The 15519-nt window shown below is 71.6% G+C and carries 11 protein-coding genes; 9 read left to right on the top strand and 2 right to left on the bottom strand.

The genetic code is table 11. The annotated features are described in order from the left end of the window. The first annotated feature begins 10 nt into the window (after positions 1 to 10). From AC0682_RS22030 to AC0682_RS22015, 4 genes are read left to right on the top strand one after another with little or no spacing between them, the layout of a single operon-like run. On the top strand, positions 11 to 1915 hold the full coding sequence (locus AC0682_RS22030; RefSeq protein ID WP_478534762.1) for an IucA/IucC family protein: 1905 nt from the start codon (positions 11 to 13) through the stop codon (positions 1913 to 1915). 54 nt (positions 1916 to 1969) lie between these two features. After that, positions 1970 to 2752 carry a GNAT family N-acetyltransferase gene (locus tag AC0682_RS22025; protein WP_478534761.1) on the top strand — a complete coding sequence of 261 codons (783 nt, stop codon included), beginning with the start codon at positions 1970 to 1972 and terminating at the stop codon, positions 2750 to 2752. A gap of 60 nt (positions 2753 to 2812) precedes the next feature. After that, the gene (locus AC0682_RS22020; protein ID WP_478534760.1) at positions 2813 to 4714 is read left to right on the top strand and encodes an IucA/IucC family protein; all 1902 of its coding nucleotides are present in this window, start codon (positions 2813 to 2815) and stop codon (positions 4712 to 4714) included. A gap of 38 nt (positions 4715 to 4752) precedes the next feature. Next, a complete protein-coding gene (locus tag AC0682_RS22015; RefSeq protein ID WP_478534759.1) occupies positions 4753 to 6723 on the top strand; it encodes an ATP-dependent DNA helicase in 1971 nt (656 codons plus the stop codon). 77 nt (positions 6724 to 6800) lie between these two features. Here AC0682_RS22015 and lexA read toward each other — a convergent pair whose 3' ends face one another. Continuing rightward, on the bottom strand, positions 6801 to 7598 hold the full coding sequence (lexA, locus tag AC0682_RS22010; protein ID WP_019762227.1) for a transcriptional repressor LexA: 798 nt from the start codon (positions 7596 to 7598) through the stop codon (positions 6801 to 6803). Between the two features lie 517 nt (positions 7599 to 8115). Here lexA and nrdR point away from each other — a divergent pair. Continuing rightward, a complete protein-coding gene (gene nrdR / locus AC0682_RS22005) occupies positions 8116 to 8628 on the top strand; it encodes a transcriptional regulator NrdR (protein WP_254811505.1) in 513 nt (170 codons plus the stop codon). Between the two features lie 165 nt (positions 8629 to 8793). Continuing rightward, the gene (locus AC0682_RS22000; protein WP_478534758.1) at positions 8794 to 11688 is read left to right on the top strand and encodes a vitamin B12-dependent ribonucleotide reductase; all 2895 of its coding nucleotides are present in this window, start codon (positions 8794 to 8796) and stop codon (positions 11686 to 11688) included. 468 nt (positions 11689 to 12156) lie between these two features. On the opposite strand, the gene AC0682_RS21995 is transcribed toward AC0682_RS22000, so the two are convergent. Next, positions 12157 to 12693: a TerD family protein gene (locus AC0682_RS21995; protein WP_478534757.1), complete on the bottom strand. Its 537-nt coding sequence runs from the start codon at positions 12691 to 12693 to the stop codon at positions 12157 to 12159. A 224-nt stretch (positions 12694 to 12917) separates the two neighbouring features. Between AC0682_RS21995 and AC0682_RS21990 the strand changes: the two genes are divergently transcribed. The 3 genes from AC0682_RS21990 (at position 12918) to AC0682_RS21980 (ending at position 15175) form a co-directional block, all read left to right on the top strand. Next, the gene (locus AC0682_RS21990; RefSeq protein WP_478534756.1) at positions 12918 to 13523 is read left to right on the top strand and encodes a YdbC family protein; all 606 of its coding nucleotides are present in this window, start codon (positions 12918 to 12920) and stop codon (positions 13521 to 13523) included. A gap of 71 nt (positions 13524 to 13594) precedes the next feature. Then, the gene (locus AC0682_RS21985; RefSeq protein WP_478534755.1) at positions 13595 to 14254 is read left to right on the top strand and encodes a histidine phosphatase family protein; all 660 of its coding nucleotides are present in this window, start codon (positions 13595 to 13597) and stop codon (positions 14252 to 14254) included. Between the two features lie 12 nt (positions 14255 to 14266). Beyond that, the gene (locus tag AC0682_RS21980) at positions 14267 to 15175 is read left to right on the top strand and encodes an ADP-ribosylglycohydrolase family protein (protein ID WP_478534754.1); all 909 of its coding nucleotides are present in this window, start codon (positions 14267 to 14269) and stop codon (positions 15173 to 15175) included. Positions 15176 to 15519 lie beyond the last annotated feature (344 nt).

The raw sequence follows: 15519 nt of genomic DNA, 5'->3' as shown, positions 1-15519 counted from the left end.
GAAGACCGCCGTGAACCCCACCTCCGCGCCCGAGGCCGACGGCCCCGGCACCCCCCAGCACCGAGGACAGGACGGACCGGCCGCCCCCGGCACGGTCGAGGCGACGACGGCCGTACCCCGTCAGAAAGCGCCGTACGAGGGTGACTTGGCCGCCCCTGTGTTCCCGGGCGGTGAACTCCCTCACGGCGAAGACCCCCTGGACCACCCCGACCCGCTGCGGGCCGCCGACGCCGCCGGCACCGAGAGCCTGCTGCGGTGCTGGATCCGCGAGAACGGCCTGTCCCGCCCCGAGGGCGACACCCTGCGCGTCGCCTTCCCCGCCACCGGCACCGCCCTGCTCGTCCCCGTCGTCTACTGGTCCGCCACCGGGGCGCACCGCTTCGGCCCCCCGGCCCTGGAGAGCGCCCCCGAGAAGGCCTCGCCCGCCGATGCCGTCACCGTCGCCGTCCTCATCGGCCGCGAGGCCGGCCGCGAGGCCGGCCGCGACGGCTCCGCCGACCTGGTCGCCCGCGTCGCCGACTCCGTACGCCACACCGCCGGGTTCGTCGAACAGCGCCGCCGCCACCCCGCCGAACCGGCCGACGCCGACCTCTTCCTCACCGCCGAGCAGTCCCTCCTCCTCGGACACCCCCTCCACCCCACCCCCAAGAGTCGCGAAGGGCTCTCCGAAGCGGAGGCGCGGCGCTACTCGCCCGAGCTGCACGGCTCCTTCCCGCTCCACTGGTTCGCCGTCGACCGCTCCCTCACCGTCACCGACTCCGCCTGGTCCGAAGGCGGGCCGGCCTCCGCCGAGGAGCTGCTCGCCCCGCACCGCGAGGGGCTGCGCCTGCCGCCCGGTACCACCGCCCTACCACTCCACCCCTGGCAGGCCGCCGACCTGCTGAGCCGCCCGCAGGTCGCCGCCCTCCAGGAGTCCGGCCTGCTGCACGACCTCGGCCCGTACGGCGAGTGCTGGCACCCGACCTCGTCCATCCGCACCGTCCACCGCCCCGGCGCCCGCGTCATGCTCAAGCTCTCCCTCGGCGTCCGCATCACCAACTCCCGCCGGGAGAACCTCCGCAAGGAGTTGCACCGGGGTGTCGAGGTCCACCGCCTCCTGACCACCGGCCTGGCCGACAGCTGGCAGCGGGTCCACCCCGGCTTCGACATCGTCCGCGACCCCGCCTGGCTCGCCGTCGACGACCCCGAGGGCGCCCCCGTCACCGGCCTCGACGTGATGCTCCGGCAGAACCCCTTCGGCCCCGGCGACGACGCCGTCTGCATCGCCGGGCTCACCGCCCAGCGACCCCGCCCCGGCCGGCCGGAGATGCGCTCCCGGCTGGCCGAGGCCGTCACCGCCCTCGCCGCCCGGAGCGGACGGCCCGTCGGCGACATCTGCGCCGAGTGGTTCCGCCGCTATCTGGACAAGGTCGTACGCCCCGTCCTCTGGCTGGACGCCCACGCCGGGGTCGCCCTGGAAGCCCACCAGCAGAACACCCTGGTCCTGCTGGACCCGGACGGCTGGCCGGTCGGCGGCCGCTACCGGGACAACCAGGGCTACTACTTCCGCGACTCCCGCCGCGAGGAGCTGGAACGGCGCCTTCCGGGCATCGGCGCCGTCAGCGACACCTTCGTCTCCGACCCGGTCACCGACGAGCGGTTCGCCTACTACCTGGGCATCAACAACATCCTCGGCCTCATCGGCGCGTTCGGCGCCCAGCGGCTCGCGGACGAGCGGGAACTCCTCACCGTACTGCGCCGGTTCCTCACCGAGGCGGCGGACCTGGGCTCGCCCCTGCCCGCGTATCTTCTGGACAACGGCCACCTGCGCTGCAAGGCCAACCTGCTCACCAGGCTGCACGGACTCGACGAACTGGTCGGCCCGGTCGACACCCAGTCCGTCTACGTCTCCATCGCCAACCCCCTGCACACCTGAGGGGACGGCCGCGACCGCGTCGGCCGCCCGCTCCCGAGAGAGGAGAGTGCCCCTGTGCCTCCCGCCGACGCGCCCGCGGAATCCCCCACGGCGCCTCCGGAAGGGGCCCACCCGCACCCGCAGCCGCGCCCCGGACCCCCCGGCACAGGCGCAGGGCACGGCGCAGGCACCGAAGACACCCTCGATCTGAAACTCACCGAGGATTTGCTCGCCCTGACCGGCGGGGACCGGCGGCGGTCGGCGGCCACCGGAAGCGCATCCTCCGGCGAGCTGCTCACCGACCCGGCCACCTGGCCCGGAGCGACCACCGGGGCCGGGGTGTTCCACCTGGTCCCGGTAGTCCTGGAGCGCGATCTCGCCCTGATCAGCCGCTGGATGAACGACCCCGCCGTGGCCGCCTTCTGGGAGCTGGCCGGGCCCGACTCCGTCACCGCCGACCACATCAGGGCCCAGCTCGAGGGGGACGGCCGCTCCATCCCCTGCCTCGGCGTGCTCGACGGAACACCCATGAGTTACTGGGAGGTCTACCGCGCCGATCTGGACCCGCTGGCCCGCCACTACCCCGCCCGCCTCCACGACACCGGCCTGCACCTCCTCATCGGGGGCGTGAACCACCGGGGGAAGGGCCTGGGCACCACCCTGCTCCGGGCCGTGGCCGACCTCGCCCTCGACCACCTTCCACGGAGCGGGCGGGTCGTCGCCGAGCCGGACCTTCGGAACACCCCGTCCGTGGCAGCCTTCCTGAGCGCCGGATTCCGGTTCTCCGCCGAGGTGGACCTCCCCGACAAACGTGCCGCCCTGATGATCCGCGACCGAACGTACCGTGATCACCTGTGAACACCGCATCGCACCGTCCACACCGCTCGAACCCCATCGGTCCCACCCGGAGGAGTCCCCGTGCCGACATATCCCGCGAGCCATGACACAACCGATCCCCGCCCGCTGCTCAGCCCCCCGGAGCTGAACCGGCAGGTCTGGGACCGGGCCGCGGCGCGGCTGCTCGCCAAGATGCTCGGTGAATTCGCGTACGAGGAGATCATCGAGCCCGAACGACGGCCCGGCGACGGCCGCCTCCACGCCCTCACCCTCGACGACGGTACGGAGCTGCGCTTCACGGCCCGCCGGGGCGTGTACGGGAGCTGGCGCGTCGACCCCGACTCCATCGCGACGGCCCATCCGCCCGCGAACCCCCCTTCCAACGGCGCCTCCTCACACCGGGCGCCCGCCGACGGCCCGTCGGAGGGGACGCTCCGGCCGTTCCGCGACCCGCTCCGGTTCCTCACCCGTGCCCGCTCCCTGCTCGGCCTCGACGGCGCCACCCTCGGCCACCTCATCCGCGAACTGACCCTCACCCTCACCGCCGACGCCCGGCTCGACCACACCGCCCTCACCGCGGCCCAGCTCGCGGACGTCGGCTACGCCGAGCTGGAGGGCCACCAGACCGGCCACCCCTGGCTGGTGGCGAGCAAGGGGCGGCTGGGGTTCTCCGCCGCCGACGCGGCACGCTTCACCCCCGAGACCCGCACCCCCCTCCGGCTGCCGTGGATCGCCGTGAGCACCCGGATCGCGCAGTACCGGGGCGTGGGCCGTCTCACCACCCCCGAGCACCTGTACGCCGGAGAGCTCGACCCCTCCGTCCGCGCCGCGTTCGCCGCCGAGCTGCGGACCCGGGGGCTCGACCCGGAGAGCTACCTCTACCTCCCCGTACACCCCTGGCAGTGGGACGAATGGATCGTTCCGCTCTTCGCCCCCGCCATAGCCGACGGGGACATCGTGGCGCTGCACACCGACGGCGACGCCCGCCTCGCCCAGCAGTCCGTCCGCACCTTCGCCAACGTGTCCCGTCCCGACCGGCACACGGTCAAGCTGCCGCTCTCCATCCTCAACACCCTGGTCTGGCGCGGCCTGCCCACCGAGCGGACCCTCGCCGCCCCCGCCGTCACCGCCTGGGTCCAGGGCCTGTGCGAGGCCGATCCCTTCCTGCGCGACACCTGCCGGGTCGTCCTGCTCGGCGAGGTCGCCTCCGTCACCGTGGAACACCCGCTCTACGACCACCTCCCCGAGGCCCCGTACCAGTACAAGGAAATCCTCGGCGCGATCTGGCGCGAGCCCCTGCCGCCCCGCCTCGCCCCGGGCGAACGCGCCCGTACGCTCGCCTCCCTCCTCCATACGGACCCGGCGGGCCGCGCGTTCACCGCCGAGCTGGTCGAGCGCTCCGGCCTCACCCCGGAGGCCTGGCTCACCCGCCTCTTCGCCGCCCTGCTCCCGCCCCTCCTGCACTTCCTCTACCGCTACGGCACGGTCTTCTCCCCGCACGGCGAGAACGCCATCGTCGTCTTCGACGAGAACGACGTTCCCGTACGCCTGGCGATCAAGGACTTCGTCGACGACGTCAACATCAGCGCCCACCCGCTGCCGGAGCACGCCACCATGCCCGCCGAGGTGCGCGCGGTCCTGCTCACCGAGGAGCCTTCCTTCCTCACCCAGTTCATCCACTCCGGCCTCTTCGTCGGCGTCTTCCGCTACCTCTCCCCGCTCTGCGAGGAGCAGTTGGGCGTGAGCGAGGACGTGTTCTGGTCACTCGTCAGGGCGGAGACCGTCCGCCACCACGCCCGCTTCCCGGAGCTGAAGGAGCGGTTCGAGCTGTTCGACATGCTCACCCCCGAGATCGAACGCCTCTGTCTCAACCGCAACCGGCTCCACGTCGACGGCTACCGCGACCGGTCCAGCCGCCCGCACGCGGCGATCCACGGCACGGTTCCCAACCCGCTGCACCCCGCCGCCCGGGTCCGGGAGTGATCGCCGTTGTCAGCGGTGCGCCGTAGGGTGGTCGGGCTATGACGAAGCCATCCCTCCCCGAGCTCCTGCACGCCGCCGTCACCGCCGTCGGCGGTACGGAGCGCCCCGGCCAGGCCGCCATGGCCGAGGCCGTCGCCGAGGCGGTCGACGACCAATCCCACCTGCTGGTCCAGGCCGGCACCGGCACGGGCAAGTCCCTCGGCTATCTCGTGCCGGCGCTGGCGCACGGGGAACGGGTCGTCGTGGCCACGGCCACCCTCGCCCTCCAGCGCCAGCTGGTGGAGCGGGACCTGCCGCGCACGGTGGAGGCCCTGCATCCGCTGCTGCGCCGCCGCCCGCAGTACGCGATGCTCAAGGGCCGCTCCAACTACCTCTGCCTCCACCGGCTCCATGAAGGGGCCCCGCAGGACGAGGAGGAGGGGCTCTTCGACCAGTTCGAGGCGGCGGCGCCCACGAGCAAGCTCGGCCAGGACCTGCTGCGGCTGCGGGACTGGTCGGACGATACGGAGACCGGCGACCGGGACGACCTCACCCCCGGCGTCTCCGACCGGGCCTGGGCGCAGATCTCGGTCTCCTCGCGCGAGTGCCTGGGCGCGACGAAGTGTGCGTACGGCGCCGAGTGCTTCGCGGAGGCGGCCCGCGAGCGCGCCAAGCTCGCCGATGTGGTTGTCACCAACCACGCGCTGCTCGCGATCGACGCCATCGAGGGCGCCCCGGTGCTGCCCCCGCACGAGGTGCTGATCGTGGACGAGGCCCATGAGCTGGTCTCCCGGGTCACCGGGGTCGCCACCGGCGAGCTGACCCCGTCCCAGGTCAACCGGGCGGTCCGGCGGGCGGCCAAGCTGGTCGACGAGAAGGCCGCCGACGCGCTCCAGAGCGCCGCCGAGGGGTTCGAGCGGGTGATGGAGCTGGCGCTCCCGGGACGCCTGGAGGAACTGCCCGAGGATCTGTCGTACGCGCTGATGGCGCTGCGCGACGCGGCCCGTACGGTGATCTCCGCGATGGGCGCGACCCGCGACAGGTCCGTCCAGGACGAGGACGCCGTACGCAAGCAGGCGCTGGCCTCGGTCGAGTCGATCCACGGGGTGGCCGAGCGGATCACCCAGGGCTCGGAGTACGACGTCGTCTGGTACGAGCAGCACGACCGGTTCGGCGCCTCCGTGCGGGTGGCCCCGCTCTCGGTCTCCGGGCTGCTGCGCGAGAAGCTCTTCACCGAGCGTTCCGTGGTCCTGACCTCGGCCACGCTGAAGCTCGGCGGGGACTTCAACGGGGTGGGAGCCTCCCTGGGGCTCGCGCCCGAGGGCACCGCGGGCGACGACCTCCCGCAGTGGAAGGGGCTGGACGTCGGCTCCCCGTTCGACTATCCGAAGCAGGGCATTCTGTACGTCGCCCGCCATCTGAACACCCCGGGGCGCGAAGGCTCCCGTGCGGACATGCTCGACGAGCTGGCCGAGCTGGTGGAGGCGGCGGGCGGGCGGACGCTGGGGCTGTTCTCGTCCATGCGGGGGGCCAAGGCGGCCGCCGAGGAGCTGCGGGGGCGGCTGGACAAGCCGATCCTGCTCCAGGGCGAGGAGACCCTGGGGGAGCTGATCAAGAACTTCGCCGCCGACCCGGAGACCTGTCTCTTCGGCACGCTCTCGCTCTGGCAGGGCGTCGATGTGCCGGGGCCGAGCTGTCAGCTGGTGGTCATGGACCGGATTCCGTTCCCACGGCCCGACGACCCGCTGATGAGTGCCCGCCAGAAGGCGGTGGAGGAGGCCGGAGGCAACGGCTTCATGGCGGTGGCGGCGACGCACTCCGCACTGCTCATGGCCCAGGGCGCGGGCCGTCTCGTCCGGGCCACGGGCGACAAGGGCGTCGTGGCCGTCCTGGACCCCCGGCTGGCCACCGCTCGGTACGGCAGCTATCTGCGTGCCTCGCTGCCGGACTTCTGGTACACCACGGACCGCAATCAGGCCCGCCGCTCCCTGGCCGCGATCGACGCCCTGGCCAAGGCGGAGGGCAGGTAGGACACGACGGAGCCCCGGGACGCCATACGGCTGGCCCGGGGCTCCGTCGTGTCCTCCAGGTCGACGAACGGTGGCCTTCACACCCGCCGCAGCACCGCCACCACCTTGCCGAGGATCGTCGCCTCGTCACCGGGGATCGGCTGGTACGCGGCGTTGTGCGGCAGCAGCCAGACGTGCCCGTCCTCGCGGCGGAAACGCTTGACCGTCGCCTCGCCGTCCAGCATCGCCGCGACGATGTCCCCGTTCTCCGCGACGGGCTGGCGGCGCACGGTGACCCAGTCACCGTCACAGATCGCTGCTTCGATCATCGAATCACCGACGACCTTCAGCACGAACAGCTCACCGTCACCGACGAGCTGGCGCGGCAGCGGGAAGACGTCCTCGACCGACTCCTCGGCGAGGATCGGCCCACCGGCGGCGATCCGGCCCACCAGGGGGACGTAGGAAGCGGCGGGCTTCCCTGTCGTGTCGGTCGGCTGGGTGCTGGGCTGGTCCGAGCCGCGCACCTCGTAGGCGCGGGGCCGGTGCGGGTCGCGCCGGAGGAAGCCCTTGCGCTCCAGGGCCATCAGCTGATGGGCGACGGACGACGTGCTGGACAGGCCCACCGCCTGACCGATCTCCCGCATGGACGGCGGGTACCCCCGGCGCTGCACGGAGTCGCGGATGACCTCGATGACCCGCCGCTGCCGGTCCGTGAGACCCGAGCTGTCCGCCCTGATCCCTGGAGGCCTGCCGGGCAAGGCGCGTCCGGGGCGGCCGGGCTCGGGCCCGTCCGTGTTCGTCAGTGAGTCATTCATGGCATGCACCGGCTCAAGTCGGCTCTGGGAGCGGTGGTCCCGGGCGGTGATGGTGGCACTGTCTGCGGTCGTGGTCACGTCGGCGGCCCCTCTCGAATGGTCTCCCTGGCTGGACAACGGTAGTAGCTTTCGAAAGGTTGCGCCAAACACACGTTCGAGTGAAAAACGAATAAAGCGCTGCCGGGATACGGCCCACAGGTGTATGAGCGGCGGGCGGAAGGCGGGTGCGGCGCGGACCCGACGTTCCGCGGGTCCGCGACCCGGGTGTCCACGGGCTCGCCCGAGCCCTCCCCGTCCAGTCTTTCACCCGGTGCCCCGTCCCGGCGCCCCCGGCGGTTCGCGGAGTGTGCGATTCCCGTACCCTCTTCCCTGGCCCGCGCCTCCTCGAGGCGGTACCCGGGGTGCGACACGCGGTAGGCCGAAAACCCCGCCGAACCCTAGATCTAGTGGTTGGATCGTCCCGGCCGCCCAGAAGTAGTGGTCCTGGGTTCAATCGGCCCCAGGCCATCGCCTATGCTGGGGACTGCCTCCGAGGAGCCCGAGAGGGTCGGCCGGAGAGGCTATTCGTTCGTGCTGTGAAGGAGGGTTGGGAGCCATGCACTGCCCCTTCTGCAGGCACCCCGACAGCCGGGTCGTCGACAGTCGCACCACCGACGACGGCACGTCGATCCGCCGCCGACGGCAGTGCCCCGACTGCTCCCGCCGTTTCACCACGGTGGAGACCTGCTCGCTGATGGTCGTCAAGCGCAGCGGCGTGACCGAACCCTTCAGTCGTACCAAGGTCATCTCCGGCGTCCGCAAGGCATGCCAGGGCCGGCCCGTCACGGAGGACGCCCTCGCCAAGCTCGGCCAGCGGGTCGAGGAGGCGGTGCGTGCCACCGGCAGCGCCGAACTGACCACCCACGACGTGGGTCTGGCCATACTCGGCCCCCTGCAGGAACTCGACCTCGTCGCGTACCTGCGCTTCGCGTCCGTCTACCGGGCGTTCGACTCTCTGGAGGACTTCGAGGCCGCCATCGTGGAACTGCGCGCGCAGCGGCCCACCGCGGAGGACCCCGGGAGCGGCGAGACCCTTGAGGTCCCCGCCCCCGCCATCGCCGCCGACTGAGCGGTACGCGCCCGTCACGGTCCGGAGCCAGCTCCGCCGACCGGTGACCGGGCGATTCAGGACCTGTCCCCGTGGCCGAGCGCGGTCCACGGGGCAACGGACACACACTGTGCCTGGGAAGAACTGGGCACTTCAGGGCGTTTTTGCCCACATATGGGAGGCGGCATGACAGAGACGGCGAGCGGCCCGCGAGGTTCCCGCACCAAGGGCGCCAAGGCAAGCAAGGGTCTGCGTATCGAGCGCATCCACACCACCCCCGGCGTGCATCCGTACGACGAGGTGGCGTGGGAGCCCCGTGACGTCGTCATGACCAACTGGCGCGACGGCTCGATCAACTTCGAGCAGCGTGGCGTCGAGTTCCCCGACTTCTGGTCGGTGAACGCGGTCAACATCGTCACCAGCAAGTACTTCCGCGGCGCCGTCGGCACGCCGCAGCGCGAGACCGGCCTCAAGCAGCTGATCGACCGGATCGTGAAGACGTACCGGAAGGCCGGCGAGGACCACGGCTACTTCGCCTCTCCCGCGGACGCCGAGATCTTCGAGCACGAGCTGGCCTACGCCCTCCTGCACCAGATCTTCAGCTTCAACTCCCCGGTCTGGTTCAACGTCGGCACGCCCCAGCCCCAGCAGGTCTCCGCCTGCTTCATCCTGGCCGTCGACGACTCCATGGAGTCGATCCTCGACTGGTACAAGGAAGAGGGCATGATCTTCAAGGGCGGCTCCGGCGCCGGCCTGAACCTCTCCCGTATCCGCTCCTCCAAGGAGCTGCTCTCCTCCGGCGGCAACGCCTCCGGACCGGTCTCCTTCATGCGCGGTGCCGACGCGTCCGCCGGAACCATCAAGTCCGGTGGCGCCACCCGCCGCGCGGCCAAGATGGTCATCCTCGACGTCGACCACCCCGACATCGAGGCCTTCATCGAGACCAAGGTGAAGGAGGAGGAGAAGATCCGCGCCCTGCGCGACGCGGGCTTCGACATGGACCTGGGCGGCGACGACATCACGTCCGTCCAGTACCAGAACGCCAACAACTCGGTCCGCGTGAACGACGAGTTCATGAAGGCCGTCGAGGCGGGCGGCACGTTCGGGCTGCGCTCCCGGATGACCGGCGACGTCATCGAGGAGGTCGAGGCCAAGTCCCTCTTCCGCAAGATGGCCGAGGCCGCCTGGGCCTGCGCCGACCCCGGTATCCAGTACGACGACACCATCAACGCCTGGCACACCTGCCCGGAGTCCGGCCGGATCAACGGCTCGAACCCGTGCAGCGAGTACATGCACCTGGACAACACCTCGTGCAACCTCGCCTCGCTCAACCTGATGAAGTTCCTCAAGGACGACGGGCTGGGCAACCAGTCCTTCGAGTCCGAGCGCTTCGCCAAGGTCGTCGAGCTGGTCATCACCGCGATGGACATCTCGATCTGCTTCGCGGACTTCCCGACGCAGAAGATCGGTGAGAACACCCGCGCCTTCCGCCAGCTCGGCATCGGCTACGCCAACCTCGGCGCCCTCCTGATGGCGACCGGCCACGCCTACGACAGCGACGGCGGCCGGGCGCTCGCCGGGGCCATCACCTCGCTGATGACCGGCACCTCCTACAAGCGCTCCGCCGAACTGGCCGCGGTCGTCGGCCCGTACGACGGCTACGCCCGCAACGCCGAGCCGCACCAGCGCGTCATGAAGCAGCACGCCGACGCCAACGCCAAGGCGATCCACGTCGACGACCTGGACTCGCCCGTCTGGGCCGCCGCGACGGAGGCCTGGCAGGACGTGATCCGGCTCGGCGCGAAGAACGGTTTCCGTAACGCGCAGGCCTCGGTCATCGCCCCCACCGGCACCATCGGTCTCGCGATGTCCTGCGACACCACAGGTCTGGAGCCCGACCTCGCCCTGGTCAAGTTCAAGAAGCTGGTCGGCGGCGGCTCGATGCAGATCGTCAACGGCACGGTGCCCCAGGCGCTGCGCCGCCTCGGTTACCAGCCGGAGCAGATCGAGGCGATCGTCGCCCACATCGCCGAGAACGGCAATGTGATCGACGCCCCGGGCCTGAAGACCGAGCACTACGAAGTCTTCGACTGCGCGATGGGCGAGCGCTCCATCTCCGCGATGGGCCACGTCCGGATGATGGCGGCCATCCAGCCGTGGATCTCCGGTGCACTCTCCAAGACGGTCAACCTCCCCGAGACCGCCACCGTCGAGGACGTCGAAGAGGTCTACTTCGAGGCGTGGAAGATGGGCGTCAAGGCGCTCGCGATCTACCGCGACAACTGCAAGGTCGGCCAGCCCCTCTCCGCCAAGACCAAGGACAAGGAGAAGGAAGAGGTCACCGCGAAGGCCGAGGAGACCATCCGTACGGCGGTCGAGAAGGTCGTCGAGTACCGCCCGGTCCGCAAGCGCCTCCCCAAGGGCCGCCCCGGCATCACCACCTCCTTCACGGTGGGCGGCGCCGAGGGGTACATGACCGCCAACTCCTACCCGGACGACGGTCTCGGTGAGGTCTTCCTCAAGATGTCCAAGCAGGGCTCGACCCTCGCGGGCATGATGGACGCCTTCTCCATCGCCGTCTCGGTCGGCCTGCAGTACGGCGTTCCGCTGGAGACCTACGTCTCGAAGTTCACCAACATGCGCTTCGAGCCGGCCGGTATGACCGACGACCCGGACGTGCGGATGGCGCAGTCGATCGTCGACTACATCTTCCGCCGCCTGGCGCTCGACTTCCTGCCCTTCGAGACCCGCTCCGCTCTCGGCATCCACTCCGCCGAGGAGCGCCAGCGCCACCTGGACACCGGTTCGTACGAGCCGTCCTTCGAGGCGGACGGGGTGGACTCCGAGAGCCTCGCCCAGTCAGCCCCGGTCCAGAGCGAGCCCCTGAAGTCGGTGGCGGCTCCCCGCGAGTCCGCCGAGAAGCCGGCGCCGACGACGGCCCACACCTCGGCCGAACTGGTCGAGATGCAGCTCGGCATCAGCGCCGACGCCCCGCTCTGCTTCTCCTGCGGTACGAAGATGCAGCGCGCCGGCTCCTGCTACATCTGCGAGGGCTGCGGCTCGACCAGCGGTTGCAGCTGAGCCTGAGCAGTGACGGGGGGGGGGGGGGGGGGGGGAAGGGGGGGGGGCGCCCCCCCCCCCGTCCGCCCGACGCGCGTTACGGGGGTCGGGCTGGAGGGGGGGGAGTGGGGGAAGGGGTGGGGGGTTTGTGGGGGGTCGAGGGGGGGGGGGGGGGGGGGGGGGGGAAACCCCCCCCCCCCCCCCCCCCCCCCCCCCCCCGCCGTCGTCACCCGGATCGCCCGGACCGTTGCCGTCACCGGGCCCGACCGGACGATCCGGGTCGCACCGTCTTCACGGCGTACACCGGATCGAGCGGCTCCACCAGCTCCCCCGGCGCCCGGACCGCGGCCTCGCGATCGGTCATGCGGGCGGCTTCGCGTACGGGCCCCGGCGCTGCCCGGGGGTTCCGGCCGTGGCAGTGCCGGGGCCCGCGCGCAGGCCGTCCCCGGCGGACGACCCACGCGGTTGGCCGGAACTGGTCGCTGCCGTTCAGGCTCCGGCGACGCGGTTCCCCATCACCGCGGCGAACGCGTCGGGGTCGGCGTCGAAGCCGCGTACGTCCGCGCGGAACACCCACGGCCCCGACCCCGTACGGGAGAACTCCCCGACGACCGCCGCCGTCGACGGGGCGACACCCGCGAAGTCGTCCTCGATCAGGTTCCTGTACCCCTCCCGGATCTGTACGACCGTGCTGTCGACCTCACCGAAGGTCCTCCGGCCCCCGCGCTGCTGGATCGCCACGCCGACCACCACCCGCCCGTACCGCTCTGCCAGCCGGTCCAGCTCGATCGTCATGACCTCGTCGAAGCCGAATCCCTGGCCCGTCCTGCTGTCCCGGTTCAGGGTGATGGTCCCGTCCGGCGAGCGGCTGTCGAAGTGGACCAGGTACGCGGGGCTGCCGTACGGCTCCTGTGCCCGGTAGGTCGCCGCGATGATGTCCAGGTCGATGTCGGGTTCACCGTGCGGGCTGGGATCCCATTTGATCCGTACTTCGACTTTCCCGATGTCCTTGTTCGGAGTGCTCACCGGACTTCCCCTCCTGGCCGACGGTCCACGGACCGTTCTCCTCACCCGATTCCCCGATCATGTCCGGAACAGGCCGCACAGCCAACTGCGCCCGTTCCGGACGGCGGATTCGGGCCATCTGCCGCGTGTGCCCCGGTGCCGGGTGTGGCGGACGGGCCCGGTGCGCCCGGGCGTTCGGCGGACGGCCGTGATCCGGGCCACGTTCCGCGCCGTACGATGGCGCGGTGCTGGTGAAGTGGATTCGCTGTTCCGTGGTGGACCGCCATGGGTTCGAACAGGGGCAGCGGAAGTGGGCGGGGCTGCGCGGCGAGCCGGGGTTCAGGGGGCAGAGCGGCGGGTGGAGCCGAACGCGCCCGGATGTCGCCCATGTCTTCGCGTTCTGGGAGAACCGCGTCTTCTACGACTCCTTCACCGCCCGCGGACAGGACCGCCCGGCGACCGGGCAGGCGGGCACCTTCCGCGATATGCAGGTCATGCTCTTCGAGCGCCGGTTCGACGTGAAGACCGGCTTCGAGCCCGAGTTCACGGAGTCGGACGTCGTCCGGGTCGCCCACAGCAGCGTCCACGAGGACCGGGCCGAGCACTTCGTGCTGATGCAGAAGCAGGTGTGGAACCCGGCGATGGCCGGTTCCCCCGGAATGGTGCGCGGGGTCTTCGCGGAGGCGCCCGGCAACGAGTTCCTGGTGCTCTCGATGTGGAAGTCGAGTGCCGAGCGCGGCAAGTACCGCGCCGAGGGCGCCCAGCGTCTGGCGGCCCGCGCGCAGACCGACACGGACGTGGCCGCGCTGACGGGGGACGTCGTCCGACTGGAACCGTCCTGGACGGTCTGACGACGGCCGGTCCCCGCGTCCGGTGCCCTCCGGGGTACGCGGAATCGCCGTACACCGCCTAGGGTCGGTGCATGGCACGACCGCAGCGCATCGTCCTCGTCCGGCACGGCGAGTCCGAGGGCAACGCCGACGACACGGTGTACGAGCGGGAGCCCGACCACGCGCTCCGGCTCACCGCGACCGGGCTGCGGCAGGCCGGGGAGACCGGGGCGCTCCTGCGTGAGCAGTTCGGCGAGGAGCGGGTGAGCGTCTACATCTCGCCCTACCGTCGCACCCACGAGACGTTCCGGGCCTTCGGTCTCGACCCGGCACGCGTCCGGGTCCGCGAGGAGCCCCGGCTGCGCGAGCAGGACTGGGGAAACTGGCAGGACCGGGACGACGTACGGCTCCAGAAGGCGTACCGGGACGCCTACGGGCACTTCTTCTACCGCTTCGCCCAGGGGGAGTCCGGCGCGGACGTCTACGACCGGGTGGGCGCCTTCCTGGAGAGCCTGCACCGCAGCTTCGAGGACCCCGGCCACCCCGAGAACGTCCTGCTGGTCACGCACGGGCTGACCATGCGGCTCTTCTGCATGCGCTGGTTCCACTGGTCGGTGGCCGAGTTCGAATCGCTCTCCAACCCCGGCAACGGGGAGACGCGCACCCTGCTCCTCGGCGCGGACGGCCGCTACACCCTCGACCGCCCCTTCCAGCGCTGGCGCACCCCTGAGCCGTACGGCCGTACCGGATAGAGTGGCAGGGCGATGACCGTTGATCCTGCTTCCGAGCGGCGCTTCGAACGCGCCCTGGCCAGTCTGCGTGGCCTGTCCGTGGGAGACGCCCTGGGCTCCCAGTTCTTCGTCCCGGTCAACTACCCGCTGCTCAAGCGGCGCGTCCTGCCGCCCGGCCCCTGGCAGTGGACCGACGACACCGAGATGGCTTCCTCGGTCCTGGCCGTGCTCACCGTCCACGGCCGCATCGACCAGGACGCGCTCGCGACCTCCTTCGCCGAGCGCCACGACTTCGACCGCGGGTACGGCCCCGCCGTGAACCGGCTGCTCCGGCTCGTCCGGGAGGGCGGCGACTGGCGCGAGCTGGCCTCGGCGCTCTTCAACGGACAGGGGTCCTGGGGCAACGGTTCGGCCATGCGGATCGCCCCGCTGGGCGCCTGGTACGCGGACGACCCGGAGCAGGCCACCCACCAGGCCGAGATCTCCTCGTACACCACGCACCAGCACCGTGAGGCGGTCGTCGGCGCGATGGCTGTCGCGGCCGCCGCCTCGCTCGCCGCCGCTCCGGACGGGCCGCCGACGCCGGAGGAACTGCTCGACGGCGTGATCGCGCTCGTGCCCCGCAGCGCGGTCGGCGCCGGGCTGCGCAGGGCCCGCGACATGCTGGACTACCAGGACGCCGGGACGGTCGCCGCGGTCCTCGGCAACGGCCGTCGGACCAGTGCCCACGACACCGTGCCGTTCGCCCTCTGGGCGGCGGCCAGGAGCCTCGGGAACTTCGAGGAGGCCTTCTGGCTGACCGCCCAGGCCGGTGGTGACGTCGACACGACCTGCGCCATCGTCGGCGGTGTCGTCGCCGCCGGTACGGCCGGTGCTCCGCCCGCCGAGTGGCTGGCGCAGACGGAGGAGCCTCCCGGCTGGCTGGTCCCGGCGCGCCCCTGACCGTAGGAGCGCCACTGCCGCCCGGGCGGCCGGTGGCCGAGTCGACTCTCTGTCACGGTCCTGCCACAGCCTCACTCCGCGTGCTCACGAACGCCGGTTCGGGACCTTAGTCTTTCGGCCACGCCGTCCGCCGGTCATCGGTCGACCTCCGCGGGCGCGCGCCGCAGTGAGATGCCCGGACCATGCGCCGCCCGAGGTCGTGCGTATGCCCGGTGGGGGAGGGGTCCCATGCCCGAAGTGCCGTCCGAGCCGTCCGAGCCGTCCGAGCCGTCCGAGCCGTCCGAGCCGTCCGAGCCGTCCGAGCCGTCCGAGCCGTCCGAGCCGTCCGAGCCGTCCGAGCCGTC

The sequence above is a fragment of the Streptomyces sp. NPDC043746 genome, assembly GCF_056436485.1.
The sequence above is the reverse complement of the archived record's forward strand: the minus strand, read 5'-3'. Positions and strand labels throughout refer to the sequence as shown.